The organism is uncultured Litoreibacter sp., from assembly GCF_947501785.1.
Lineage (GTDB): Bacteria > Pseudomonadota > Alphaproteobacteria > Rhodobacterales > Rhodobacteraceae > Litoreibacter.
Map to the genome: position 1 here is coordinate 836,530 of NZ_CANMXB010000001.1, position 23,683 is coordinate 860,212.

The window sequence follows — 23,683 nt, forward strand, 5'->3', positions numbered from 1 at the left end:
GTAACGTTTTGGGGTAGAATTTGCCGTGCTAAGCCTCGACAGAATGGCTTTCAAATCGTAGTGTCTTTTAGCCCCACAGCAAAAGCAAAAACATGTCATCCCTACTCGTCCTCAACGGACCAAATCTGAACCTTCTTGGCACCCGGCAGCCTGATGTCTACGGGCGTACGACGCTCGCGGATATTGAACAGATGTGCGCGGCACATGCCAAGGCGCTGAACGTATCGCTCAGCTTCGAGCAATCCAATCTCGAAGGCGAAATGATCGATCATATTCACGCGGCCAAAGGCGTGCATGATGTGATCATCCTGAATGCCGGTGCGTATACGCATACGTCGGTGGCGCTGATGGATGCGATTAGCTCGGTCGAGCTTCCAGTGATCGAGCTGCACCTGTCCAATGTCCATGCACGCGAAGAATTCCGCCATAAGTCCTTCATCGCACCGGTGGCACTGGGCATCATCTGCGGGTTTGGCGCACGCGGCTATACGCTGGCAATGGACGCCGCGGTCAATCATCTGGAAATTGCACGATGATTGACGGTTATCTTCACCAGATGACTGACGCCAACTCGATCGAGGACGCATGGGAAATCCATACAGCCAAGATGGATGAATACGGGTTCGACCGCCTGCTCTACGCCTATACGCGCTATGGCACCGGCCATTCGCTCGGTGATCTGCAGGACGCGCTCATTCTGACCAATCACGACCCGGCCTATGTCGATGTGTTCATTGGCGAAGGCATGTATATGAAGGGCCCGATGGTGGCCTGGGTGACCGAGAACACCGGCGCGTGCAGCTGGAACATGGTTCACCAACAAATTGCCGCCGGAAACGTCACCCCCGACATGATGGAGGCGATGGAGCTGAATATGCGCATGGATGTGGTGGCCGGCTACACGATCAGCTTCCACGAAGTGTCGCTGCGCGCCAAAGGGGCAATCGGGCTGACCGCGCGGCGCGGCCTGACCCAGCCTGAGGTTGATGCGATCTGGGCCGAACACGGATCCGATATCGAGCTGGCCAACAAGATCCTGCATTTGAAGGTTGTTCAGCTGCCCCACACCACCGGCCAACGGCGCAAACTGACCGCGCGTCAGCGCGAGGTTTTGGAATGGGTTGCGGATGGCAAAACCATCCAGGACACAGCCACGATCATGGGTCTGAATCCGGCGACAATCGAAAAACACCTGCGCTTGGCGCGCGAAGCGCTGGATGTGGACACCACGGCACAGGCCATTTTGAAGGCGTCATCGCAGAACCAGTTCTTCCTGATCGAGCGCTGATTCACACAATCTTAACAATATGTTAAGAATTAGGGTAAGGTTTACCTTACTTTGCATTTGCAGCATATTTTGGCACTTATGGCATGTTCCGTGAGTGGTGGCTTTTGCCATGGGACTTTTTCGGTTGGAAATCGCTTGGCTTTACAGGCGCTTGCCATCCGTTCCGGTTTTTCCGGTTCGTCGCCTGTTGGGTTTATAGTCCACCTGACAGGCGACATCATTTCACAGAAGGCCCACAATCGGCTCCCCAGCACGTTTTGGGGGTCTTGAAATGGAAAACGGCGCTGCGAGTCCCTCGCGGCGCCGTTTTTTTTGGCCCCGGACCAACCGGCCCGGGGAAACTTTGATGCAGGTTTAGCCTTTCAGCTGAGCTGCGACCTCTTCAGCGAAGTTCTCTTCTTTCTTCTCGATCCCCTCGCCCACTTCAAGGCGCACAAAACCGGTGATCTCAACGCCTGCTTCTTTTGCAGCCGCGCCGACGGTCAGGTCGGGGTTCACAACGAAGGACTGGTTCAGCAGCGTAACTTCCGCCATGTATTTCTTCATCCGGCCAACGATCATCTTCTCGATCACAGCTTCTGGCTTGCCGCTTTCGCGTGCAATATCCATCTGAACCTGCTTCTCTTTTTCGACAACGGACGGGTCCAGATCATCTTCGGACAAAGAGGCTGGGTTTACAGCGGCAACGTGCATCGCAACTTGCTTGCCAAAGGCTTCATTGTCGCCAGACAAGGCAACCAGAACGCCAATCTTGCCCATGCCTTCGACAACAGCGTTGTGCACGTAGGAAACGACCGAAGCACCTTCGATCGACGCCATGCGACGCACAGACATGTTTTCGCCAATGGTGGCGACTTTGTCCGTGATGACGTCGGCAACCGACTTTCCGCCCATGTCGGAAGCGAGAAGCGCCTCATAATCATCAGCAGTCAGTGCCAGCTTCGCTATGCCACCGACCATCGCCTGAAACTCAGCGTTTTTAGCAACAAAATCCGTCTCGGAATTGACCTCAACAGCAACGCCCTTATTGCCTTCGACAGCAACGGCAACCAGACCCTCAGCCGCCGTGCGGCCGGATTTCTTGGCGGCTTTCGCCAGGCCCTTGGTGCGCAGCCAGTCAACGGCGGCTTCCATGTCGCCAGCGTTTTCGGTCAGCGCCTTCTTGGCGTCCATCATGCCTGCGCCTGTGGAATCGCGCAGTTCTTTCACCATCGCAGCAGTAATCGCCATCTCATGGATCTCCTGTAACTAAAGTGGGGATGTCCGAAGGCAGGTCCCCTGCCCTCGGCAAATCTAACTTAGGCTTTTGCGTCTTCAGCAGGTGCTTCGGCGGCAGCCTCAGCAGCGGGTGCCTCAGCAGGCGCTTCAGCAGCAACAGCTTCCTCAACCGGCGCTTCCTCAGCCGCACCCAGATCAACACCAGCCGCGCCCATTTGCGCCTGCATGCCGTCCAGCGCCGCACGGGCCACCAGGTCGCAATACAAAGCAATCGCGCGCGATGCGTCATCGTTGCCCGGGATCAGATAGTCGATGCCGTCTGGCGAGCAGTTGGTGTCGACAACAGCGATCACCGGGATGCCCAGCTTCTTGGCTTCGGCAATGGCAAGGTCTTCTTTGTTCACGTCGATGACGAACAACAGGTCAGGTGTGCCGCCCATCTCGCGGATGCCGCCCAAAGACGCTTGCAGCTTGCCTTGGTCCCGCTCCATGCCCAGACGCTCCTTCTTGGTCAGGCCGGAGAAACCGGTTTCCATGGCCTCATCGATCTTCTTCAGACGAGAGATCGAATTCGACACGGTTTTCCAGTTGGTCAGCGTGCCGCCGAGCCAACGGTGGTTCATGTAATACTGCGCGCATTTCTCAGCAGCTTCAGCAATCGGGCGCTGGGCCTGACGCTTGGTGCCAACGAACAGCACGCGGCCGCCTTTTGCGGTGGTGTCACGTACAACCTGCAACGCTTGGTCCAGCATTGGCACGGTTTGTGTGAGGTCCATGATGTGGATCCCGTTTTTGGAGCCGTAAATATACGGGTCCATACGTGGGTTCCAACGTGCGGTCTGGTGACCAAAGTGTACGCCAGCTTCCAAGAGCTGACGGAGCGAAAATTCTGGCAAAGCCATGTCCGTTTTCCTTTCCGGTTTATGCCTCAGCGGGGTGTGAGAACCATGTGGTTCAACCGGTGGATGTCATGGGATGTCTCCCCCAATCGACCCGACCCCGCCTGCGAAGTAAGCGCCACATAGACCAATCCCCCCTGCCCCGCAAGCCTTTGTTGCCATAAGGCCGAAAGCCGCGAACGGCGCGGTCAAGTTTGCTTAACAAAGCCCCGCTACAACCCCGCACACGGTTGATCAGCCAAACATCTCAGAGACCAGCGCCCCAGCGCCACATCAAACGCGCCGGGGTCCACGGTTTCACCGGTGAAACACAGGAAGAAGCGGGCAAAACGCCCGTGAACACACAGGTTTCGACCCAAACAAAACGGGTGGGCCCATCCACGTTCTCCAACACGAGCAAAACACCTAACCGGACGCTACCAAAAGCGCACCGGCTCTCCATCATTGTTTCAAAAATACCTCCGCCGGAGGCAAAGGCTTTTCCAAAGCCTTACCACAAATTTTTCGTAGGAAAATTTGCTACCCCCGCAAATACCCCAACAGCATCCGCGTCGATCCGTCCTTGCCCGCATCGCTTTCCTCGCCCGCAAGAATGGGCGACAACGCCGTTGCCAGCTCCTTGCCCAGCTCCACCCCCCATTGGTCATAGGAATTGATGCCCAGCATCACGCCTTCGACGAATACGCGGTGCTCATACAAAGCGATGATTTGGCCCAACACATAGGGCGTCAGCTTCGGATACACCAAGGTCGTCGAGGGCCGGTTGCCCGAAAACACACGGTGGCGCGCCTGCCGCTTCAGCTCTGCACCGGTCAGGCCTTTCTCAGCCATAATGGCGGTCGCGTCCTCCAACGACCGCCCCACCATCAACGCCTCGGATTGCGCCAGACAATTGGCCACCAGCAACGCGTGATGATGCGCCAGTTCCGGCTCATGGCCTTCCTTGGCGACCATGAATTCACAGGGCACGGTTCGCGTGCCCTGATGGATCAACTGGTAAAACGCGTGCTGCCCATTGGTGCCGGGCTCGCCCCAAACCACCGGGCCCGAGGCCACCTCCAACGCGGCCCCATCCATGGCCACCGATTTCCCGTTCGATTCCATCTCCAGCTGCTGCAGATAGGCAGGCAGCCGCGACAGGCGGTTGTCGTAAGGCAGCACGGCACGGGTTGCATGGCCGCAACCTTGGTTATGCCAGAGCCCGACCAAAGCCAGGAGCACCGGCAGATTTTCTCGAAAATCTGCGTCCGCAAAATGGCGGTCCATCTCATGCCCACCCCGCAGGAACTCCGCAAAGGCATCTGGCCCCACGGCCAGCATCATCGACAGCCCAATCGGGCCCCACATGGAATAGCGGCCACCGACCCAGTCCTCAAAGCCGAACACGCGCGACGCATCTATCCCAAAGGCGGCGGTCCTTTCGGCCGAGGTCGACAGCGCCGCAAATTGCGCAGCCGGATCAGACACCTTAGCGCCCATCCAATCCAACGCGGTCTGCGCATTGGTCATTGTCTCGATAGTGGTAAATGTCTTGGAGGCCACAATCACCAGCGTGGTTTCGGGGTTCAGGGCGGCCATCACCTCGGCAATGTCCGCGCCGTCAATATTGGACACAAAATGCGTGCGCGGCCCGTCATGATAGGGGGCCAAAGCCAGTACGCCCATGGCGGGGCCAAGGTCCGACCCGCCAATGCCAATGTTAATCACATCCGTGATCTTGCCGCCCTGCCCTTTGAACGATCCGTCGCGCACAGCGGATGCAAAATCGGACATGCGCGCCAGCGTCGTATGCACCTCACCAAATTCTGCGTCGCTCAGCCTAGCTGGCTTCATCCCCTCAGGCGCACGTAACGCAGTGTGCAAAACCGCGCGGCCTTCGGTTTCGTTGATCACCTCGCCTGCAAACATGGCGTCGCGCTTGGTCTCGACACCCGCATCCCGCGCCATGTCCATCAATAAGCCCAGCGTCTCGTCCGTCAGCTGCGTTTTTGAATAGTCAAACAGCATGTCGCCAAACCGGGCCGAGAACCCCTCCGCCCGCGCTTCGTCACCAGCAAAGAGCGACGCAATCGTAGGCCGCGTCTCCGCCGCCCGCTTCAGCTCATCCCAACGCGCCTTATCCATCATGGCGCCCAATGCACTGTCGCATTGCCAAGCACCAGATTTATTGGCGCGTCTTCCACGCCCAATCCCTGCGCGCGCTCCAACGCCTCACGTTTCTCATCGCCAGAAATCAGCACATGCGTGCTCATCGCACCCGACAAGGCGGGGCCGGTCAGGGTCACCCGCGTCTCCTGCCCCTCAGGACGGATCGCCATCACCGGGGCCGCCGCACTCAAAGCACGCGGTAGCTCGGCCGCACCAGGAAACAGCGAGGCCGTATGCATATCCGCCCCCATACCCAAGAGCAGTACAGAGATCGGAAACTCGGCATCCAATCGCCCCGACAGCCCATGCATCGCGTCCTCGGCTTCCAAACCTTCTTGAAAGAATGGCACAAACACTGCGTCCTTCGCACGGTTCGTCAGCAGCCGCGATTTGATCAGCCGCGCATTTGACCGCTCCGACGCCTCGTCAACCCAGCGCTCATCGGTGGGCATGACATGCACGCGGCTCCAATCCAGATCGGCAGCGCAGAGCGCATCAAAAACCGGCCCCGGCGTGGTTCCGCCCGGCACCGCAAAACTGGCATGGTCATGTGTCATCAAACAGGAGTTCAACTCGCCGGCCAAGGTTTGCGCGAGGTCGATCATCATCATGTCGCGGTCAGGGTATTCAATGAGGTTCATTTGCGGATCTCCCGCCAGCGGCGACCGTCACGGTGCAGCAGCATCAACGAGTCTTCTGGCCCCGATGAACCGGGCTCATAGGGCATTGGTTTGTCGCCACGCGTCTGCCAGCCTTCAATAATCGGGTCGGTCCATTTCCACGCCGCTTCGACCTCGTCGCCGCGCATGAACAGCGTCTGGTTGCCGCGGATCACATCCATAATCAGCCGCTCATAGGCGTCAGGCACGTCTTCGGCGTCCGGCCCCAACGCGTCGGCAAAGGTCATATCCAGCGGTACGTCAATCAAGCGCATGCCCCCTGGCCCCGGCTCCTTGATCGTGACGCGCAAATCCATGCCCTCATCGGGCTGCAGCCGGATGGTCAACACGTTGGCATGGCTGCCGGCGTCTTCCTCGAAAATAGAATGCGGGGTCTCTTTGAAATAGATCACAATCTCGGACATCCGGGCCTTTAGCCGCTTGCCGGTGCGCAGATAGAACGGTGTCCCCTTCCAGCGCCAGTTGGAGATGTCGACCTTCATGGCAATGAAGCTTTCGGTCTTGGTTTCCGGGTTCTCGGAATGCTCGATATAGGAGGCAACCTTGCCCTCCGCCCCGTATTGCCCGCGCACGATGTTGTCCGCTGGCACGGGATCAAGCGCGCGGATCACCTTCAGCTTCTCGTCGCGCACCGCGTCAGGGTCGAACTTCGACGGAGGCTCCATCGCCGTCAAACACAACAGCTGCATCAGGTGGTTCTGCACCATGTCCCGCATGGCACCCGATTTGTCGTAGTAGGCCCCGCGCCCGTCAACACTGACCGTTTCCGCCACGGTGATTTGCACATGGTCGATATATTGGGCGTTCCAGAGCGGCTCAAACAGCACGTTGGCGAAGCGGACCGCCATGAGGTTTTGCACCGTCTCTTTGCCCAGATAATGGTCGATGCGGTAAATCTGGCTTTCGTCAAAGCTGTCGGCCAACACCGCGTTCAGGGCTTTCGCACTTTCCAAATCGCGACCGAATGGTTTTTCAACCACGACGCGAGACTGCGGCCCCGCAATCTTGTGGTCATGCAGCCGCGTCGCCAGATCGCCAAACAGCCCCGGCCCGACCGAGAAGTAGAAGGCCTGCACCGCGTCTTTGCGCACCAGCTTGGCCAGATCAGGCCAGCCCTTCTCGCCGCGCGCGTCAATCGGGACAAAATGCAGCTGCTTCAGGAAGGCTTTGATCTTGTCCTTGTCCTGCCGGTCCCGGGGCACGAACTCGGCAATCGCCTCCCCGATCAGCTTTTGGTAGGCTGCGTCATCCAAATCGCCCCGCGCGGCACCGATGATGCGCGATGTCTCCGGCATTTGGCCGGAACAGAAGCGGCGATAGAGACCGGGCAGGATCTTACGGCGGGCCAGATCCCCGGTCCCCCCGAAGATCACCAGATCAAAATCCTCGACAGGTATGACGCGTGAAACCATGGGCCTTAATCCTTCATGCGGCGGCCCGGATGGCGCGCCATGTTAGCGGTAACGGAAACCGCATAATCCGCAACGCCCGCAAAGTCTAGCACGCAGTCAAATGGCCACAAGAGTTCACATAGCCGTCAGCGTCACCTCGCCGCGCTTTCGTTTTTCGCTGCAACCGCTAAACAAGGGTCACCACGAATACCGGAGACGACGATGAAAGACCAGATGATCCCTGCCCTGACGGCGAATTTGGGCAAGTTTCTAGATCAGCTGGTTACCGCCAAAGGCGAGGCCCGCGCCTCTGTCGCGCTGAGCAACCCGCAAACGCTGTGGTTCAACACCGGCACCTTGTGCAACATTGAATGCGCCAATTGCTACATCCTGTCCTCGCCGACCAATGACGCGCTGGTCTATATCACCGCCGACGAGGTGAGCGACTATCTGGACCAGCTTGACGCCCGCAACTGGAACGTGTCGGAAATCGCCTTCACCGGTGGTGAACCCTACATGAACCCCGAAATGAACGAGATGACCCGCCGCGCGCTGGACCGCGGCTACGAGGTGCTGATCCTAACCAACGCCATGCGCCCGATGATGCGCAAATCGGTACGTGACGGGATTGCGGCGCTGATTGCCGATTACGGCGACAAGATCACCTTCCGCGTCTCTGTGGATCACTGGTCCGAAACCCTGCATGACGAAGAGCGCGGCAAAGGCGCGTTCGAGAAAACGATGGACGGTATGGGGTGGCTGCGCGACCAAGGGGCCAGGCTGGCCATTGCGGGGCGTTCAATGTGGGACGAGACGCAAGACGAGGCGCGCGCCGGCTACGCCCGGCTATTTGCCGAGCATGACTTCAAGATCGACGCGCAAGACCCGGCCATGACGGTGATTTTTCCCGAAATGGACGAAACGGTGGAAGTTCCCGAAATCACCACCGCCTGCTGGGGCATCCTCGACAAATCCCCCGACGCCCTGATGTGTTCCTCCTCCCGCATGGTGGTCAAACGTCGCGGCGCGGACAAACCGGCGGTGCTGGCCTGCACCTTGCTGCCCTACTCGCCGGAATTCGAATTGGGCGCGACGTTGGAAGAGGCGGAAACCGACGTGCATCTCAACCACCCCCATTGCGCCAAGTTCTGCGTATTGGGCGGGGCCAGCTGTTCGGGTTAACACTCAGTCAGACCGTACACTATCCTTTGCGCATCACCGTGCGTCGGGTCGGAACCCTTATCCAAAGGTCAGGATCCGTGAACTCCGGCACCCATGCACGCTTAGAGACCTTACATTTGGTAGGAAGCCCAAGAGCGTACTTGTTTGATGCTGCAAAGAGGTGCCCACCAGACACAGCCTTACCTTTCGATCGCGCTTGTCCAAAATCTTCCACTCGTTGAAGAAAGGTTAAGTTGCTTGCCAATGCGACCTTTGTTCCGATCCGTCCACCACGCAAGAAAAGCCGATCATTCCGGTCATCAAAGACGGTTCCGGTGTAAGACCCACAGATCGCTATTTTTCCATTATAATTGATCATCTTGTAGTAGAAAACGGACAGGAATCCGGTTTCACCGCTTTTTGCCTTTACTGGCGCGAAGCCATGGACAGCAAAGCTTTTATCTACTTTCGGTCCAATGAGTGTTTGGGCTTGTAGTGAACTCCCCCAAATTAGCACTGGTATCAGCGCGGTCATTAACAACTTCATTCAATATCCCAACAAATCTTTTCTCTCTTTAAAAACACCTCACGCCAAACTCTCCTGACGGCGTGTCGGCCTTCTCGGCTCATCTTATATTCATACCATCAGGCACAGCATTTCAAACATCACCGACGCGCCCAGCCAGGACGTGATCCCGCCATTGTCAAAGGGCGGTGACACCTCTACCAGATCGGCCCCGATGAAATTCAAACCCTCGGCCGCGCGGATCATGTCGAGCGTCTGCGCGGATGTCGGGCCGCCAATCTCCGGCGTGCCGGTGCCTGGCGCAAAGGCCGGATCGATGAAATCAATGTCGAAGCTAAAGTAGGTCGGCGCGTCGCCTATGATCGTCTTGGCGCGCTCCACAGTCGCCACAAGCCCCGCCTCAAATGCTTCATGCATCGGGATAATGGTAATCCCGTGCTCGGCCCCGAACACCCGGTCGCTGTCGTCATACATGGTGCCGCGCATGCCGATCATCACGGAGCGTTCGCAGTCGATCAGCCCCTCCTCGACCGCCATGCGGAACGGGTTGCCATGGGTCAGCACGGGGCTGCCAAAATAGGGCGGGAACAGGTCGGTGTGGCTGTCATAGAGCAACAAGGCAGGTTTCACCCCGCTCTCGGCAATCGCGCGCAGCACCGGCAAGGTGCATAGATGATCCCCCGCGACGCCAAAGGGCCGGGTGTCGCGTGCCAGCATTTCGCCCACAAATTTGGTGATCGCCGCCATCGAGCTGTCTTGCTCCACCGGGTTGATCTGCACGTCGCCCAAATCCGCGCAATTCATCGCCTCAAAGGGCCGAACATTGCTCACCGCATGTTCCGCGCGGATCATGGTCGATGCGTCGCGCAACGCCCGCGGTCCATGCCGCGCGCCGGGGCGGTTCGACGTGCCGCCATCCCAGGGCATGCCGTAGAAGCCAAGGTCGACCTCGCCGACACGCGGATCATCTGGCGGCAGATACGGCAGCCGCATGAAGGTGGGAACGCCCGCGAAGCGGGGAAGGACGGTGCCGGGGACCGGCTGAAAGAAGGAATTGCTCATTCCTGCAGTTCAGCATCCCAGTAGAGAAAGTCAATCCAGCTTTCGTGCAAATGGTTGGGTGGAAACTTCCGCCCCATGTTGCGCAGCTGTTCTGACGCGGGCTTTACCGGCGGTTTGCGCAAAGCCAGCCCCGAGTGCTTCAACAGCTTGGACCCTTTGGACAGGTTGCAGCGCGAACAGGCCGCCACCACGTTTTCCCAGCTGGTGATCCCGCCGCGTGCGCGTGGCAGCACATGGTCAAAAGTCAGATCGCCGCGCGATCCGCAATATTGGCAGCAGAACTCGTCGCGCAAAAACAGGTTGAACCGGGTAAACGCCACCTTCTTTTGCGGGTGCACATAGTCTTTCAGCACCACCACCGAGGGGATCTTGATCTCGGTCGTGGGGGAGCGGACGACATCCTCATATTCACTCAGGATCGTCACCCGCTCGAGAAATGCGGCCTTCACCGCCTCCTGCCATGTCCAGAGCGACAATGGGTAGTAGGATAGCGGGCGGTAATCTGCGTTCAGAACCAGCGCGGGATTGTGTTTCAGATTGCCGGGTTCGCGCACAAAGTCATGCCGAAATTCCGCTGTGGCTTGGTCTTGCATTGGACGATATGTCTCCTGCTCTGATCTGCCGTCCGAGGCACCAGAGCAGGACACCCTGCCCTAGCTTCTTGTTGAACTATATCTCGTATGTAGCGACTGACAACCCCCGCTATATCGGGGTTTGTTCCGTGTCTGGCAGACCTGCATGACAGCCATGTGACGATTATCCACAGGGGCATCTTCGCGAGGGGCGCGCTAAGGTCGTGACGCTGACAGAGGACCTTTCAATGACGCTCATCATCAAGACCACCTTGCCATCCGGCGCGCTGCACGCGAAATACAGCGACCTTCCCGGCCATCACGCTGATTGCTACGAAACCGAGGTCGAGGGCCCCGTCACCCTGCCCCAATTCGTCGAGGCCTTCTACACAGGGTCCCTGTTCAAATGCGAGCGGGTGATCCTGAAATACACTGTCAAACGCCCTTCCACCGATGCAGACGCACGGGCAATTGCGCTAGGTACCGCCACCAACTTTGCCGCTTGGGACATGGAGGAGCGCAACGACACACAACTCCTGATGAATGATATGACGGGCGCGACGAAGTCCTGGTTCATGGTGGAGCCGCTTGCGGGCGGCAGCACCCGGCTGCGGTTCGGCTCGGTGGTGACGCCAAACCCTGACACCGGCCAGCTTCCACGTCTCGTGAAACCGCTGATGCGGTTTCACGATCTCTATTCCAAACTGCTGCTGAAGGGCGCAGTGAGGCGGCTTGGACAGTAGGGTTGGAACGGACATGGTTGCAGTTGCGGATGGTGGGCCCTGGGCCAAAATCCGGCCACGGGTTGGCAACAGCCCCACGGGCCGCAATGCGGATTTTGCCGCCGTTGACACATCAGGTGAAACCCAACAAAACGGACAAATGGAAGACGCTCGCAAAACGGACCTCCCGGTGCAGATGGACACTCAAAATGAGCCCGCGTCGGGCGGCTGCCAATGTGGATCTGTCAGGTTTTCGATTGCACGTCTTGGAAAGGCATCTATCTGCCATTGTCGCATGTGCCAGAAGGCCTTCGGGGGGCTTTTTGCTCCGCTCGTCGAGGCGCATGATATTACCTGGACACGAGGTGAGAGAGCCATCTTTCATAGCTCGAAAACGAATTGGCGGGGGTTTTGCCGCGACTGCGGAACACCGCTGACATATGAATTTGAGGGGGTGGTCGAAGTTGCGATTGGTGCCCTCGACCAACCAGACCTGGCGCAACCTGTCGTGCAAGTGAACGCGGGATACCGCAGGGCTTGCTTTGATGGTCTGGCAAAACTGCCCGAAAAGCCTTCAACCCTGCGAGATGCGGATGAGACCTGGAACCGCATTGTCTCGTCCAACCAACACCCCGACCACGACACTTGAAGCCCCACGCGGACAAGGCGTCCTTTCGCTGAGCCCGCCCCAATGACCGCGTTAGCTGCACAAGCTCGGCAATGTGCAGCGGGGATTGATTGATTGCGGTGCTGCCTGCCCCTATGATTTTGTCTTGGGATGTGTTGCCCGTCTCGCGGCAACTGAGGATCTTTCATGACGGTATCTGCAATCGACTTCGCTGTCCTGACTTACACCTTGGGACTCTACGCCGCGATCGTGATCAGCCCAGGACCGAACTTTGCGCTCGTATCACGTCTTGCTCTGCAAGGACGCAAAGAGACTTGTCGCGGCGCAATTCTTGGTCTTGCGATAGCGGCAACTTTCTATGCGGTCCTGGCGATGATCGGTCTCGCGACCTTGCTAAACGAAATCGGTTGGATTGCACGAACTGTGCAAATAGCTGGCGGGCTCTATCTGATTTTTCTGGGTATCAACGGGTGGCGGGAGTCGGATCAGGGGCATGGCCCCAACAGCAACGGCGTTTCCCAAGCAGGCAAATCCTTTGTCGGGGGCGTCCGGCTTGGTACCATTGTGAACCTGTCGAACCCGAAGGCTATCGCGTTCTTTGTCGGACTATATGCCGTCGCAGTGCCGCTTGATGCGTCGCTTGAAACACGAATTGCGGTTCTTGTCGGCGGGGCCGCGCTAGAACTGTCTTGGTACGGGCTGGTGTCCGGCATCCTGTCGCGTGGGCCATTTCGCAGGTTCTATCAGGCAGGCGCAAAATGGATTGAACGCGTTCTTGGCACAGTTCTGATATTCTTTGGCGCGCGCTTGGTTTTGAACAGGTAGCAGACGTTTGTTCGCAGCCCACCATCAGAGAATATGGGCTCAAGGCAGACATCCCTGCCTCGCCCAAGACCTACCCCAGATCAATGTTGAACTGCTTGCCGATGAAGCTCAGCGCGACGCCCAAACCGTCGGGCGCGATGCCGTGACCGGTGCCTTTCATGACGTGGCCGAACACCTCAAACCCTGCCTCCTGCAGCGCGTCGCCGGCTTCGGGCATGGAGATCGGCGGCACCACCTCGTCCTGATCGCCGTGGACCAGCAGCACCGGAGGCTTGCTGATCGCCTCGTCCTTCAACAGCTCCGGGCGCAACAGCCGCCCTGAGATACCCACGATCCCCGCGACCTCGTCTTCGCGACGCGGCAGCACATGCAGCGCCATCATGGTGCCTTGGGAGAAGCCAATGACCACAACCTGTTCGGCCAGCACGTCCTCCTCCGCCATGACGGTATCCAGATAGGCGTTCAAGTCCTCAGCGGCGGCGTTCATGCCAATCTCGGCCTCTTCCTCGGACGAGCCGTCGATCCACGGAATCGGGAACCACTGGTAGCCCATCGGGTTGCCGATGCAGCGTTCCGGCGCGTTGGGGGCCACAAAGACGGTATTTGGCAGATGCTCCGACAACGGGTCGGCGAGGCCCAAGAGGTCCGCCCCATCCGCGCCGTAGCCGTGCAAAAACACCACCAGCGAATCCACCTCGCCCGATTTGGACGCCTTGCGCCCGCCTTCCAATACGCGTGTCACGTTCCGATCCCCTCACGGCCTTTGATGGTCCTGTAGTAGGTAAAGAGCAGCCGGGCTGCAACGGACCTCCAGGGCGACCAGTCCTGCGCGCGTTTGCGCAGGTCCTTCTCCTTGGGTCGGTCTTCCAGCTCGAACAGGTGTTGCACTGCGATTTGCAGCGCCAGATCGCCGGGCGCGAACACGTCCGCATGACCAAGCGAGAACATCGCGTAGATCTCAGCGGTCCATGCGCCTATGCCAGGCACCGCGGTCAGCGTCTTGATCACCGTGGCGCTGTCGGCAGTTCTGAGCGCGTCATAGTCAATGCCCGCGCGGGCCAGCTCGCCCGCGTAACGTATTTTCTGCCGCGACAGGCCGCAGGCCCTAAGCGCGTCTTCAGATGCGACGGCCACGTTGGCCTCTTCGGTCAAACCGGCGTCTTCCAGCCGCGCGTTGATTGCGGCGGCTGAGGCGGTGCTGACCTGTTGGCCCATGATTGCATTGAGCAATTGCCCGAACCCGTCCGGCCTGCGACGCAGAGGCAAAGGCTGAAGCTCAGGCAACACGGCCGCAAAGCGCGGCTCATGTGCCGCGAGCCACGCAGCGCCTTCGGCGACATCTGCTTCAGTCTCAATGATCCTCAAGATCGGCCACCCACTGCATTGCGCCCTCTACGGTTGTGACCCGCGGCGCGTCCGGCGGTTCGGGGCGGGCAAACATGATGACCGGAATGCCCAGTTCAGCGGCCGCCTCGATCTTGGAGTAGGACGCCCGCCCGCCCGCGTTCTTGACCACCAGCACATTGACATCCAGCCGTTGAAACAGCTGCTTTTCGTCCGGCGCCGAAAACGGTGGCCGCCCAACCAGAAACATGCCGTTCTTGAACGGAAAGTCGCGTTGCGGCGCGTCAATCTGGCGACAAATCAAAAAGCAATCCCGCAATGGCGCAAAATCCATCAACGATTGCCGCCCCGTCGCCAAAAACACGCGAGAGCCTTCGGGAATCAGTTCCTGCGCCTCGGCAACCGACTTCACCTCATGCTGATTCATCGCCGGGTTAACCGTCCAAGCGGGGCGCAGCAGTTGAACGTATGGTAACCCGCGTTCCTTGCAGATCCGTGCGGTGCGGGTAGTGACGCGGATGGCAAAGGGGTGCGTGGCGTCGACCACGAGGTCGGGTCGGTTGTCTTCCAGCCACGCCTCGAACCCTGCATCTCCGCCAAACCCGCCGATGCGGGTTTGGCAATCCATACCCTTAGGCGCGCGGGTCGCCCCTGCCAGCGACGCGATGACCCCATGGCCTTGCGCGCTGAGCGCGGTTGCCAGCTGTCCCGCCTCGCCTGTGCCTGCGAGAAGGAGAATTTTCATGTTGCCTCTTCCTGCGCTATGACTTTTCCAGCGCGATCTATGACGACAATATCGGCCTTTATATCAGTGCCTTCCAGCATATTGTTCACCTCAGCGAGCGCATTGCGGGCAATGATGCCCGCCAGCTGCGATCCTGCGCGCTCAAACGCCTCCAATGCGGTGTTGGCGTCGCGCACATCGGGCAATCCGGCGCCAATGGCCCAATCCCCCAAAACCGCAAAATCCACCTGAGATCGTTTGGAATGAAGGTCCCGCGCGCCCTGTGCCAGCTTGGTCATCTTGCCAATGCCTCCGCCAATGGTGATGCGCGCGACGGGGTGCTTTTTGAGGTATTTCAACAGCCCGCCCGCGAAATCACCCATATCCAGCATCGCGTGATCCGGCAGCTTATGGAGCTTTTGCACCGTCGCCTCCGACGTGGACCCGGTACAGCCCGCGACATGGCGCGTATCGGAGGCAATTGCGACGTCAATGCCCCGGTGGATCGACGCGATCCAGGCGGCGCAGGAGAACGGTCTCACCACACCCGTGGTCCCGAGGATCGACAGCCCGCCTTCGATGCCCAAACGCGGGTTCCAGGTCTTCAACGCCAATGCCGCGCCGTTTTGCACATGAACGGTGATGGCGACGTCCGGCGCTTGGCCGTAAAGCGCGGCCATCTGGGCCACGACACCTTCCATCATGGACCGTGGCACGGGGTTGATAGACGGCTCGCCCACGGGGATTGGCAGGCCGGGTTTGGTGACGATCCCGACCCCCTCGCCTGCTTTGAACACAACCCCGCCCTCGGATGCCGTTACCGTGACGCCGATAATCGCGCCATGGGTCACGTCCGGGTCGTCGCCGGCGTCCTTTTCAATCTCTACCGTCGCGGATGTTTCGGTCTGGGCCGAATTATGCACCGCAAAGACCGGCTGTTCGCCCTTGGGCAAGGTGATGCCCACGGTTGCTGGTGTTTCATCGCCCCACAACATCTGCAGCGCCGCCTTGGTGGCGGCTGTTGCGCAGGCGCCGGTGGTCCAGCCACGGCGCAATCGGGTTGCGGGGTCCTCGCTCATAAGCCGCGACTATAGCGTCGAAATTCGCGCCGCCAATGATGCATTGCAGGTCGCTCTTTCGCTTGGCACGCCCGTGGCAGGGCTGCATATTGGCGCTATGTCCGACTCACTCGCCCTTCCCGACAAAAACTGGCCTGTCCTTGAAAAAGGTTGGGTGTGGCTGTGCGGCGCGGGCCCGGGTGATCCCGGCCTGCTGACACTGCACGCGCTGAATGCGCTCAGGCAGGCGGATGTGGTGATTTACGACGCTTTGGTGCAAGAGGCGATTTTGGACTGGGCCCCGCAGGCGGAGCTGATCTACGCAGGCAAGCGCGGCGGCAAACCATCAGCCAAGCAGCGCGATATCTCGCTGCGGCTGGTCGACCTGGCCCGGGCCGGAAAGCGCGTGCTGCGCCTGAAGGGCGGCGACCCGTTCGTCTTTGGCCGTGGTGGCGAGGAAGCGCAGACATTGGTGCAGCACGGCGTGCCTATCCGCATTATCCCGGGCATTTCCGCAGGCATTGGCGGGCTGGCCTATGCGGGCATCCCCGTGACCCATCGCGACGTGAACCAGTCGGTGACCTTTGTGACCGGGCATGACCAGTCGGGCAACGTGACCTCGTCACTGGATTGGGTTGCAATATCAAAGGGTTCCCAGGTGATTGTGATCTATATGGGGATGAAGCACATCGCCCGGATCGCGGCCTCGCTCATGGAAGCGGGACGGCCCGCCTCCGAGCCCGTGGCTTTCGTGACCACGGCGACAACAGAGGACCAACAGGTGCTTGAGACCACCCTTGGCGGCTGCGTTGAAGACGTTGCAGCCTCTGGCCTGGAGCCGCCCGCGATCATTTGTGTGGGTCGGTCGGTGATGATGCGGCAGGTGCTGGACTGGCAGGGCATGGCCGAGGGGCATGCCCCGCGCGATCTGGACCCGCTGGGACGCGGACGGCCCGCCGAAACCGCATGACTGAACGCGTGACATGCCGGGCCTGATCATTGCCGCGCCTGCCTCCGGCAGCGGCAAAACCACGATCACTTTGGGACTGCTGCGCGCCTTGCACGATCGCGGCGACCCCGTGCGGGGCGCAAAATCCGGCCCCGACTATATTGACCCCCGCTTTCACGAGGCAGCCTGCGGCCTGCCCTGCCTGAACCTCGACGCATGGGCGATGCCGCCGGAACGGATTGCCGACCTTGCCGCCGGAGACGACCTGCTGATCATCGAGGGAGCAATGGGGCTGTTCGACGGCGCGCCGCCTGACGGGCGCGGCGCGGTTGCAGATTTGGCTCGGCAATTGTCCCTACCCGTCGTTTTGGTGGTCGATGCGTCCCATATGGCGCAATCCGTGGCCCCCTTGGTCGCTGGGTTCGCCGGACACGACCCAAATGTTCGCATAAATGGCCTGATCCTCAACAAAGTCGGCAGTCCCAGGCATGCGAAGATGCTGCGCGCGGCCCTTGCGCCGCTGGGGATACCTGTGTTGGGCGCAGTGATGCGCAACGCGGCCCTTGCCACCCCGTCGCGCCATTTGGGGCTGGTGCAGGCGGGCGAACGCGCCGATCTGGATGTTTTTCTGGACCGCGCCGGCAAGCAGCTTGCGGGTCAGGTCGATCTGCAGGCTTTGCTGCACCTCAGCGCGCCCTTGCCGGTTGCGCCCGCTCTCAAGCCGATCCCGCCCAAGCGCCGCCACGTCGCGATCGCGCGTGATGTGGCCTTTGCCTTCACTTACCCGCACATGATCCGAGACTGGATCGCGCAAGGCGACACAATCACGTATTTTTCGCCGCTGGCGAACGAGCCGGTGCCGCCTGCGGATTTGGTCTACCTCCCCGGTGGCTACCCCGAACTGCACGCCGCGCAGCTGGCCGCCGCCTCCACGTTCTTAAGTAGCTTAAGAGAAGCCTCGGAAAGCACTGATATATATGGTGAATGTGGTGGCTACATGGCCTTGGGGGAAACCCTGGCCGACGCCGATGGCGTCAGCCACAAGATGGCCGGTCTGCTGTCGCTGCAAACGAGCTTTGAGACCCGCAAATTGCAACTCGGATACCGCGAACTTGCCGCGACGCACGGTTCTTTTCAGGGCAGGTTCCGGGGGCACGAGTTCCACTATGCCACCACGTTGAAAGCCGATGGGCAGCCGTTGTTTGAGGCCCGGGACGCCGAAGGGCACGCCCTGCCCCCGATGGGGCTGAGAGAGGGTCGCGTGTCAGGTTCATTTGCCCATATCATCGAGCGCGTATTGCCATGACCTGCGCGCGGGCGTAGGTCAGACCTTATGACCGATGTTAGTCCCACCCACCCGACCGACGACACACGCGCCAAACGCAACGTGGCCGTGCTGGTCGCCGCCCAAGCCATTCTTGGCGCGCAGATGCCAATGATCTTTGTCACCGGCGGGCTGGCGGGCAACATGCTATCGACCAACCCGTGCCTGGCGACGCTGCCGATTTCGATGATTGTGTTCGGGTCGATGACCACCGCCCCGTGGATCAGCCCGTTCATGCAAGCCCATGGCCGCCGCAACGGCTTCATCGTGGGTGCATTGGCAGGCGCGGCAGGTGCCGCGATCGCGGCCTACGGGCTGTGGATCGGCTCCTTCCTGACGCTGCTGGTGGGCAGCTACCTGACCGGCATCTACATGTCCGCCCAAGGGTTTTACCGCTTCGCCGCCGCTGATATGGCGTCTGACAGCTTCCGGCCCAAGGCGATTTCCTATGTCATGGCGGGCGGGCTTTTGTCGGCCATCATCGGCCCACAGCTGAACAAGGGCGTGATGGAGGCCTGGATGGTGCCCTTCTTTGGCACATACGCCGCCGTGGTGGTGCTGAACCTTGTCGGGCTGTTCCTGTTCTTTGCGCTGGACCTGCCCAAAAGCACGTCACAGGCCGCGTCCTCGGCCGCCACAGAGATCCGCAGCAAAGCCGCGTTATTGCGCGACCCGCGCATCATCGTCGCGGTGATCTGCGCCATGGTTGCCTACTCGCTGATGAACCTGGTGATGACCTCCACCCCGCTGGCCGTGGTGGGCTGCGGCTTCACCAATGACAATGCCAACGACATCGTATCGGCCCATGTCTTGGCGATGTTCGCGCCGTCTTTCTTCACCGGCCACCTGATTGCACGGTTCGGGGTTGAGAAAATCATTGGTGCTGGCCTCGCTATTTTGGCCTTTGCGGGGGTGGTCGCCCTGTCAGGTGTTGAATTGACCAACTTTTATGGCGCGTTGATCCTGCTGGGGCTGGGTTGGAATTTCGGCTTCATCGGCGCGACGACCCTTTTGGCCTCCTCCCACTCCCCCGCTGAACGCGGCCGCGTACAGGGCCTGAACGACGCGCTGGTCTTCGGCTGCGTGACCGTGGCCTCCCTGGCGTCGGGCGGGTTGATGAACTGTTCAGGCGGCACCCCGGTGGAGGGCTGGAACGCCGTCAATTACGCGATGGGCCCGTTTCTGGCACTGGCGGGTGGCGCATTGGTCTGGCTGATCGTAGATCGGCGGCGGGCGATCTAGCTTCGCCGCGCTTGCGCGCGCCGACAGGTTGGGGGCTCTGCCCCCGTCGCTGACGCTCCTCCCCCGAGGTATTTTTGAAACAATGATGGGGTCAGCGCCACCAGCCCAGATAGGTCAATTTCAACAGGCGGTAACGGCGGGCGAATTCGCTTTGACTGAAGCCGTTGGTGTAGATTTTTTGCGCGTTATGGCGCACCGCGATGAAGGTTGGGAACGCGTTCCAACCGGTCATCAGAAGTGGGTTGAGCGATTTGGCCAAGCTTTTGCGGGCGTAGATGGCGTAGTTCATGTTGAAAAACCCATGTTTGGCAAGCTTGTGGAAGGCCGTGACGTTGTCCTCGAAAAGCGGGCTTTTGCCTGCTGCTTTCAGCTTGGCCGTGGCGCGCAGCATGGCGGCGACGCCGCAGCTATAGGCGAATTTTCGGATCACCTTTTCCTCTGTCTCCGGCGCGATCAGGCGGGCGGCGGTCCAGATGAGGTTGCCGTAGGTCGCCTCGATATAGGCGTCGAAACTTTCGCGGTTCGGGAAGGCGTCGGCGTAGATGTCCCAGGCGCGAGCCTCGACCAGCTTGTCGAGCACCATGGCGCCTTCGGCATCCAGGATGTCGGCCAGCGGTCCGGTGACGAAATGCGCCCGCACGGGCCTGCCTTCGCGGATTTCTTCCAGCGCGTCGCGCCACCATTGCAGGCGGATCTCGGCGATCATGGGTTCCTGCGTGACCCAGGGCGCGCGGCTGACCTCGATGTTGAAGGCATAAAGTGGCCAGAGGATTTTCTGTGTTTCCTCGGGCGCCGTGATTGTCACCGCGAAGCGGTCGGGATCGGCGCTTTCTACCAGCTCGGCGCAGGCTTGCAGGCTCACGCTTTCGCGCCCTCTTGGATGAGTTTCCAGTTGATGGCGTCTAAGAGGGCTTCGAAAGACGCGTCCACGATGTTGGGGCTGACGCCCACCGTGGCCCAGCGCCGGCCCGCGCTGTCCGCTGAATCAATGATGACGCGGGTCACCGCTTCGGTGCCGCCTTGGGTGATGCGGACCTTGAAGTCGACGAGGTGCATATCTTCGAGGATTTTGGAGTACGGTCCAAGGTCTTTGGCGAGCGCCTTGGACAACGCGTTGACGGGGCCGCGGTCGGAGCCGTGTTCGTCATGGCTTTCACTGACCGAGAGCATCTTCTCGCCACCTACTTTGACCACGACCATAGCTTCCGACAGCGAAACCATCTTATTGTACTTGTTCTTGCGGCGTTCGACGGTGACTTTGTAGCGCTTCACTTCGAAGAAATTGGGGATCAGGCCCAGCTCGTCGCAGGCGAGCAGCTCGAAAGAGGCCTGCGCGGTGTCGTAGCTGTAGCCCTTGTCTTCGGCCTCTTTGATCCGGTCGAGGATGCGTGGCAGGGCTGATTTGTCGATGTCTTTCAGGCCCATCTCGGCCAGGCGTTTGCGCAGGTTGGACTGGCCCGCCTGATTGCTCATCGGGATGATGCGGGTGTTGCCGACGACGCTGGGGTCGATGTGCTCGTAGGTGGTCGGGTCCTTGAGGATCGCGCTCGCATGCAGGCCCGCCTTGTGGGCGAAGGCGGAGGCACCGACGTAAGGCGCGGACCGGTTGGGGACGCGGTTCAGGATGTCGTCCAATTTCCGCGAGGCGCGGGTCAGCAGCGGCAGGTTTTCGGGGTCGATGCCGGTCTCATATTGGCTTTTGTAAGGCTCCTTCAGCAGCAGCGTCGGGATCAGGGAGGTGAGGTTTGCGTTGCCGCACCGCTCCCCCAGCCCGTTCAGGGTGCCCTGGATCTGGCGCGCGCCTGCGTCGATGGCGGCAAGGCTGCCTGCGACCGCGTTGTCGGTGTCATTGTGGGTGTGGATGCCGAGATTCTCGCCGGGGATACCGGATTTGATGACGGCTTTGACCGTGGCGCTGATCTCAGAGGGCAGCGTGCCGCCGTTCGTGTCGCAGAGTGCGATCCAGCGGCAGCCCGCGTCGAAGGCGGCGTGGATGGCTTTGAGCGCGTAGTCGGGGTTGGATTTGTAGCCGTCGAAGAAATGTTCGGCGTCGAAGATCGCCTCGCGGCTGTTGGCGACGATGTGTTTGAAGCTGGCAGCGATGTTGTCGAGGTTTTCATCGAGGCTGATGCCAAGGGCGGTTTTGACGTGGAAGTCGTGGGTCTTGCCGACGAGGCAGACGGCTGGCGTGTTGGCGTTCAGGACGGCGGCGAGCACGTCGTCATTTTCGGCGGAGCGCCCTGCCCGTTTGGTCATGCCAAAGGCGGTCATGGTGGCGCGGGTCTTGGGCGGGTTTTCGAAGAATTCGGAATCCGTCGGGTTCGCGCCGGGCCAGCCGCCCTCGATGTAGTCGAGGCCGATCTGGTCGAGGAGCTGCGCGATCTGGATTTTCTCGGGCGTGGAGAATTGCACGCCTTGGGTTTGTTGCCCGTCGCGGAGGGTGGTGTCGAAGAGGTGGAGGCGTTGTTTGGTCATTTGAGTGCCTCTAGCTTGGCGGGGTCGAAGTCCGGGCCAAAGTTATAACTATATTGACCGGCCCCTCGGTCAGTCAGAATGATCCCAGCTTCTTCCAATTGTTGTCGGATATCATCCGCCAAGGCGTAGTCGCCCAATTCACGGGCAGCCTTTCTGCGTTCAAGAATTTGTCCTACAATTTCCCTAGCTTCGGATTGAACTTGGCTTTCTTCCTTTTGACGTTCGATTTCTTCCTCACTCATGTCTTTGCGATATCGAACTTTTGGTAGCAGACCTACTAATTTCAGGGATGCCGCCAGTTCAAGGTACTTACCTTGATCTTTCTTTGCTTGGTTAAACAAGGCGTGTATTCGGGACAGTGCTAGCGGAGCGTTAAGGTCGTCCGCAAGTGCAGCGACAACTCCTTGATTTGCTTCGCTTACAGCAATGTTCTCGGGCCTCTTGTCGAAAACAAATAGACCCAAAAGCCGCGACCATTTGGCTAGAGCCTTCTCCGCCTCCGCCCGCTTCTTCTCCGTCCAGTCCATCGGTTTGCGGTAGTGGGTGGAGAGCATGACGAAGCGGATGACCGCGCCCGGCACGCCTTGGTCCAGCAGATCGCGCACGGTGAAAAAGTTGCCGAGGCTCTTGGACATCTTCTTGCCCTCGACCTGCAGCATCTCGTTGTGCATCCAGATGTTTGCGAAATCGTGGCCCGCGCATTTGCTTTGGGCGATTTCATTTTCGTGGTGCGGGAAGGTTAGGTCGTTGCCGCCGCCGTGGATGTCGAAGCGCTCGCCCAGCAATTCATAGGCCATGGCGGAGCACTCGATGTGCCAGCCGGGGCGGCCCCTGCCCCATGGGCTGTCCCAGCCGGGGGTGTCAGCATCCGAAGGCTTCCAGAGGACGAAATCCATCGGGTCCTCTTTGTAGGGGGCGACTTCGACGCGGGCACCCGCGATCATGTCGTCAACGGAGCGACCGCTTAACTTTCCGTAATCAGCGTAGGAGCGCACCTTGAAGAGGACATGGCCCTCAGCGGCGTAGGCGTGGCCCTTTTCAATCAGGCCTTCGATCATCTTGACCATATGCGGCACGTAGGCCGTGGCGCGGGGCATCTCGTTTGGCTCCAGCGCGCCGATGGCGGCCATGTCGTCGAGGAACCACTGGGTGGTTTCCTCGGTGATCTCGGAGATGGGTCGGCCTTCTTCGGCGGCGCGGGCGTTGATCTTGTCGTCGACGTCTGTGAAGTTTCGCACGTAAGTCACTGCATCCGCGCCATATTCATGGCGCAACAGACGGTAGAGCATGTCGAAGACGACCACGGCGCGGGCGTTGCCGATATGGGCGCGATCATAGACCGTGGGGCCGCAGACATACATGGAGACCTTGCCGTCCTCGATGGGCTCAAGCGGCTGCTTGGATCGGGTCGCCGTGTTGTAGAGTGTGATGGTCATAGGGCCTCGCG

The 23,683-nt window shown here is 59.9% G+C and carries 24 protein-coding genes; 9 read left to right on the forward strand and 15 right to left on the reverse strand.

The window, feature by feature from the left end; genetic code table 11:
* Positions 1-92 precede the first annotated feature (92 nt).
* Both aroQ and Q0899_RS04210 read left to right on the forward strand, forming a co-directional pair.
* Complete coding sequence (gene aroQ / locus Q0899_RS04205) at positions 93-536, forward strand: type II 3-dehydroquinate dehydratase (protein ID WP_298291240.1); 444 nt, start codon at positions 93-95, stop codon at positions 534-536.
* Positions 533-1,288: a LuxR family transcriptional regulator gene (locus Q0899_RS04210; protein ID WP_298291237.1), complete on the forward strand. Its 756-nt coding sequence runs from the start codon at positions 533-535 to the stop codon at positions 1,286-1,288. Before aroQ ends, Q0899_RS04210 begins: the two co-directional genes overlap by 4 nt.
* Positions 1,289-1,642: 354 nt before the next feature.
* Here the strand turns inward: Q0899_RS04210 and tsf are convergent, their stop codons facing one another.
* From tsf to zwf, 5 genes are all read right to left on the reverse strand, one after another.
* A complete protein-coding gene (gene tsf, locus Q0899_RS04215) occupies positions 1,643-2,518 on the reverse strand; it encodes a translation elongation factor Ts (protein WP_298291234.1) in 876 nt (291 codons plus the stop codon).
* A gap of 68 nt (positions 2,519-2,586) precedes the next feature.
* Positions 2,587-3,408, reverse strand: a complete 822-nt coding sequence (rpsB, locus tag Q0899_RS04220; protein ID WP_298357625.1) for a 30S ribosomal protein S2 — start codon at positions 3,406-3,408, stop codon at positions 2,587-2,589.
* A 516-nt stretch (positions 3,409-3,924) separates the two neighbouring features.
* A complete protein-coding gene (pgi, locus tag Q0899_RS04225) occupies positions 3,925-5,529 on the reverse strand; it encodes a glucose-6-phosphate isomerase (protein WP_299191173.1) in 1,605 nt (534 codons plus the stop codon).
* Complete coding sequence (gene pgl, locus Q0899_RS04230; RefSeq protein ID WP_299191174.1) at positions 5,529-6,194, reverse strand: 6-phosphogluconolactonase; 666 nt, start codon at positions 6,192-6,194, stop codon at positions 5,529-5,531. The genes pgi and pgl overlap by 1 nt, the downstream gene beginning before the upstream one ends.
* Entirely contained in the window at positions 6,191-7,645 is a 1,455-nt protein-coding gene (zwf, locus tag Q0899_RS04235; RefSeq protein ID WP_299191175.1) for a glucose-6-phosphate dehydrogenase, read from the reverse strand. The genes pgl and zwf overlap by 4 nt, the downstream gene beginning before the upstream one ends.
* Positions 7,646-7,846: 201 nt before the next feature.
* Here zwf and Q0899_RS04240 point away from each other — a divergent pair, with 201 nt between their 5' ends.
* Positions 7,847-8,806: a radical SAM protein gene (locus tag Q0899_RS04240; RefSeq protein WP_299191176.1), complete on the forward strand. Its 960-nt coding sequence runs from the start codon at positions 7,847-7,849 to the stop codon at positions 8,804-8,806.
* 19 nt (positions 8,807-8,825) lie between these two features.
* Here the strand turns inward: Q0899_RS04240 and Q0899_RS04245 are convergent, their stop codons facing one another.
* From Q0899_RS04245 to Q0899_RS04255, 3 genes are all read right to left on the reverse strand, one after another.
* Positions 8,826-9,320 (reverse strand): hypothetical protein, encoded by a 495-nt coding sequence (locus Q0899_RS04245; RefSeq protein WP_299191177.1) that lies wholly within the window; start codon positions 9,318-9,320, stop codon positions 8,826-8,828.
* Between the two features lie 102 nt (positions 9,321-9,422).
* Complete coding sequence (locus Q0899_RS04250; RefSeq protein ID WP_299191178.1) at positions 9,423-10,373, reverse strand: agmatinase; 951 nt, start codon at positions 10,371-10,373, stop codon at positions 9,423-9,425.
* Entirely contained in the window at positions 10,370-10,966 is a 597-nt protein-coding gene (locus Q0899_RS04255) for an HNH endonuclease (protein WP_298291213.1), read from the reverse strand. Before Q0899_RS04255 ends, Q0899_RS04250 begins: the two co-directional genes overlap by 4 nt.
* 227 nt (positions 10,967-11,193) lie before the next feature.
* On the opposite strand from Q0899_RS04255, the gene Q0899_RS04260 reads away from it, so the two are divergent.
* From Q0899_RS04260 to Q0899_RS04270, 3 genes are all read left to right on the forward strand, one after another.
* On the forward strand, positions 11,194-11,688 hold the full coding sequence (locus Q0899_RS04260) for a hypothetical protein (RefSeq protein ID WP_299191179.1): 495 nt from the start codon (positions 11,194-11,196) through the stop codon (positions 11,686-11,688).
* Between the two features lie 175 nt (positions 11,689-11,863).
* Positions 11,864-12,316: a GFA family protein gene (locus Q0899_RS04265; RefSeq protein ID WP_299195218.1), complete on the forward strand. Its 453-nt coding sequence runs from the start codon at positions 11,864-11,866 to the stop codon at positions 12,314-12,316.
* Positions 12,317-12,481: 165 nt separating this feature from the next.
* Positions 12,482-13,120, forward strand: coding sequence for a LysE family transporter (locus tag Q0899_RS04270; protein ID WP_299191180.1), 639 nt, complete (start codon positions 12,482-12,484; stop codon positions 13,118-13,120).
* Positions 13,121-13,190: 70 nt separating this feature from the next.
* On the opposite strand, the gene Q0899_RS04275 is transcribed toward Q0899_RS04270, so the two are convergent.
* Genes Q0899_RS04275 through Q0899_RS04290 form a run of 4 tightly spaced genes read right to left on the reverse strand, consistent with a single transcriptional unit; the run spans position 13,191 to position 16,267 of the window.
* Positions 13,191-13,862, reverse strand: a complete 672-nt coding sequence (locus Q0899_RS04275; RefSeq protein ID WP_298291201.1) for an alpha/beta fold hydrolase — start codon at positions 13,860-13,862, stop codon at positions 13,191-13,193.
* Entirely contained in the window at positions 13,859-14,488 is a 630-nt protein-coding gene (locus tag Q0899_RS04280) for a DNA-3-methyladenine glycosylase 2 family protein (protein WP_299195221.1), read from the reverse strand. Before Q0899_RS04280 ends, Q0899_RS04275 begins: the two co-directional genes overlap by 4 nt.
* Entirely contained in the window at positions 14,472-15,209 is a 738-nt protein-coding gene (locus Q0899_RS04285) for a cobalt-precorrin-6A reductase (protein WP_299191181.1), read from the reverse strand. Before Q0899_RS04285 ends, Q0899_RS04280 begins: the two co-directional genes overlap by 17 nt.
* Entirely contained in the window at positions 15,206-16,267 is a 1,062-nt protein-coding gene (locus Q0899_RS04290) for a cobalt-precorrin-5B (C(1))-methyltransferase (RefSeq protein ID WP_299191182.1), read from the reverse strand. Before Q0899_RS04290 ends, Q0899_RS04285 begins: the two co-directional genes overlap by 4 nt.
* Before the next feature lie 97 nt (positions 16,268-16,364).
* Here Q0899_RS04290 and cobA point away from each other — a divergent pair, with 97 nt between their 5' ends.
* The 3 genes from cobA to Q0899_RS04305 are packed head-to-tail and all read left to right on the forward strand — an operon-like array spanning position 16,365 to position 19,761.
* Positions 16,365-17,216: a uroporphyrinogen-III C-methyltransferase gene (gene cobA, locus Q0899_RS04295; RefSeq protein WP_298357602.1), complete on the forward strand. Its 852-nt coding sequence runs from the start codon at positions 16,365-16,367 to the stop codon at positions 17,214-17,216.
* Between the two features lie 13 nt (positions 17,217-17,229).
* Complete coding sequence (locus Q0899_RS04300; protein WP_299191183.1) at positions 17,230-18,501, forward strand: cobyrinate a,c-diamide synthase; 1,272 nt, start codon at positions 17,230-17,232, stop codon at positions 18,499-18,501.
* A 27-nt stretch (positions 18,502-18,528) separates the two neighbouring features.
* Positions 18,529-19,761, forward strand: coding sequence for an MFS transporter (locus tag Q0899_RS04305; protein ID WP_298357598.1), 1,233 nt, complete (start codon positions 18,529-18,531; stop codon positions 19,759-19,761).
* A 91-nt stretch (positions 19,762-19,852) separates the two neighbouring features.
* On the opposite strand, the gene Q0899_RS04310 is transcribed toward Q0899_RS04305, so the two are convergent.
* The 3 genes from Q0899_RS04310 to cysS are packed head-to-tail and all read right to left on the reverse strand — an operon-like array spanning position 19,853 to position 23,672.
* The gene (locus Q0899_RS04310) at positions 19,853-20,623 is read right to left on the reverse strand and encodes a squalene/phytoene synthase family protein (RefSeq protein WP_299191184.1); all 771 of its coding nucleotides are present in this window, start codon (positions 20,621-20,623) and stop codon (positions 19,853-19,855) included.
* The gene (gene cimA / locus Q0899_RS04315) at positions 20,620-22,236 is read right to left on the reverse strand and encodes a citramalate synthase (RefSeq protein ID WP_299191185.1); all 1,617 of its coding nucleotides are present in this window, start codon (positions 22,234-22,236) and stop codon (positions 20,620-20,622) included. Before cimA ends, Q0899_RS04310 begins: the two co-directional genes overlap by 4 nt.
* A complete protein-coding gene (cysS, locus tag Q0899_RS04320) occupies positions 22,233-23,672 on the reverse strand; it encodes a cysteine--tRNA ligase (RefSeq protein ID WP_299191186.1) in 1,440 nt (479 codons plus the stop codon). The genes cimA and cysS overlap by 4 nt, the downstream gene beginning before the upstream one ends.
* Between the last annotated feature and the right edge of the window lie 11 nt (positions 23,673-23,683).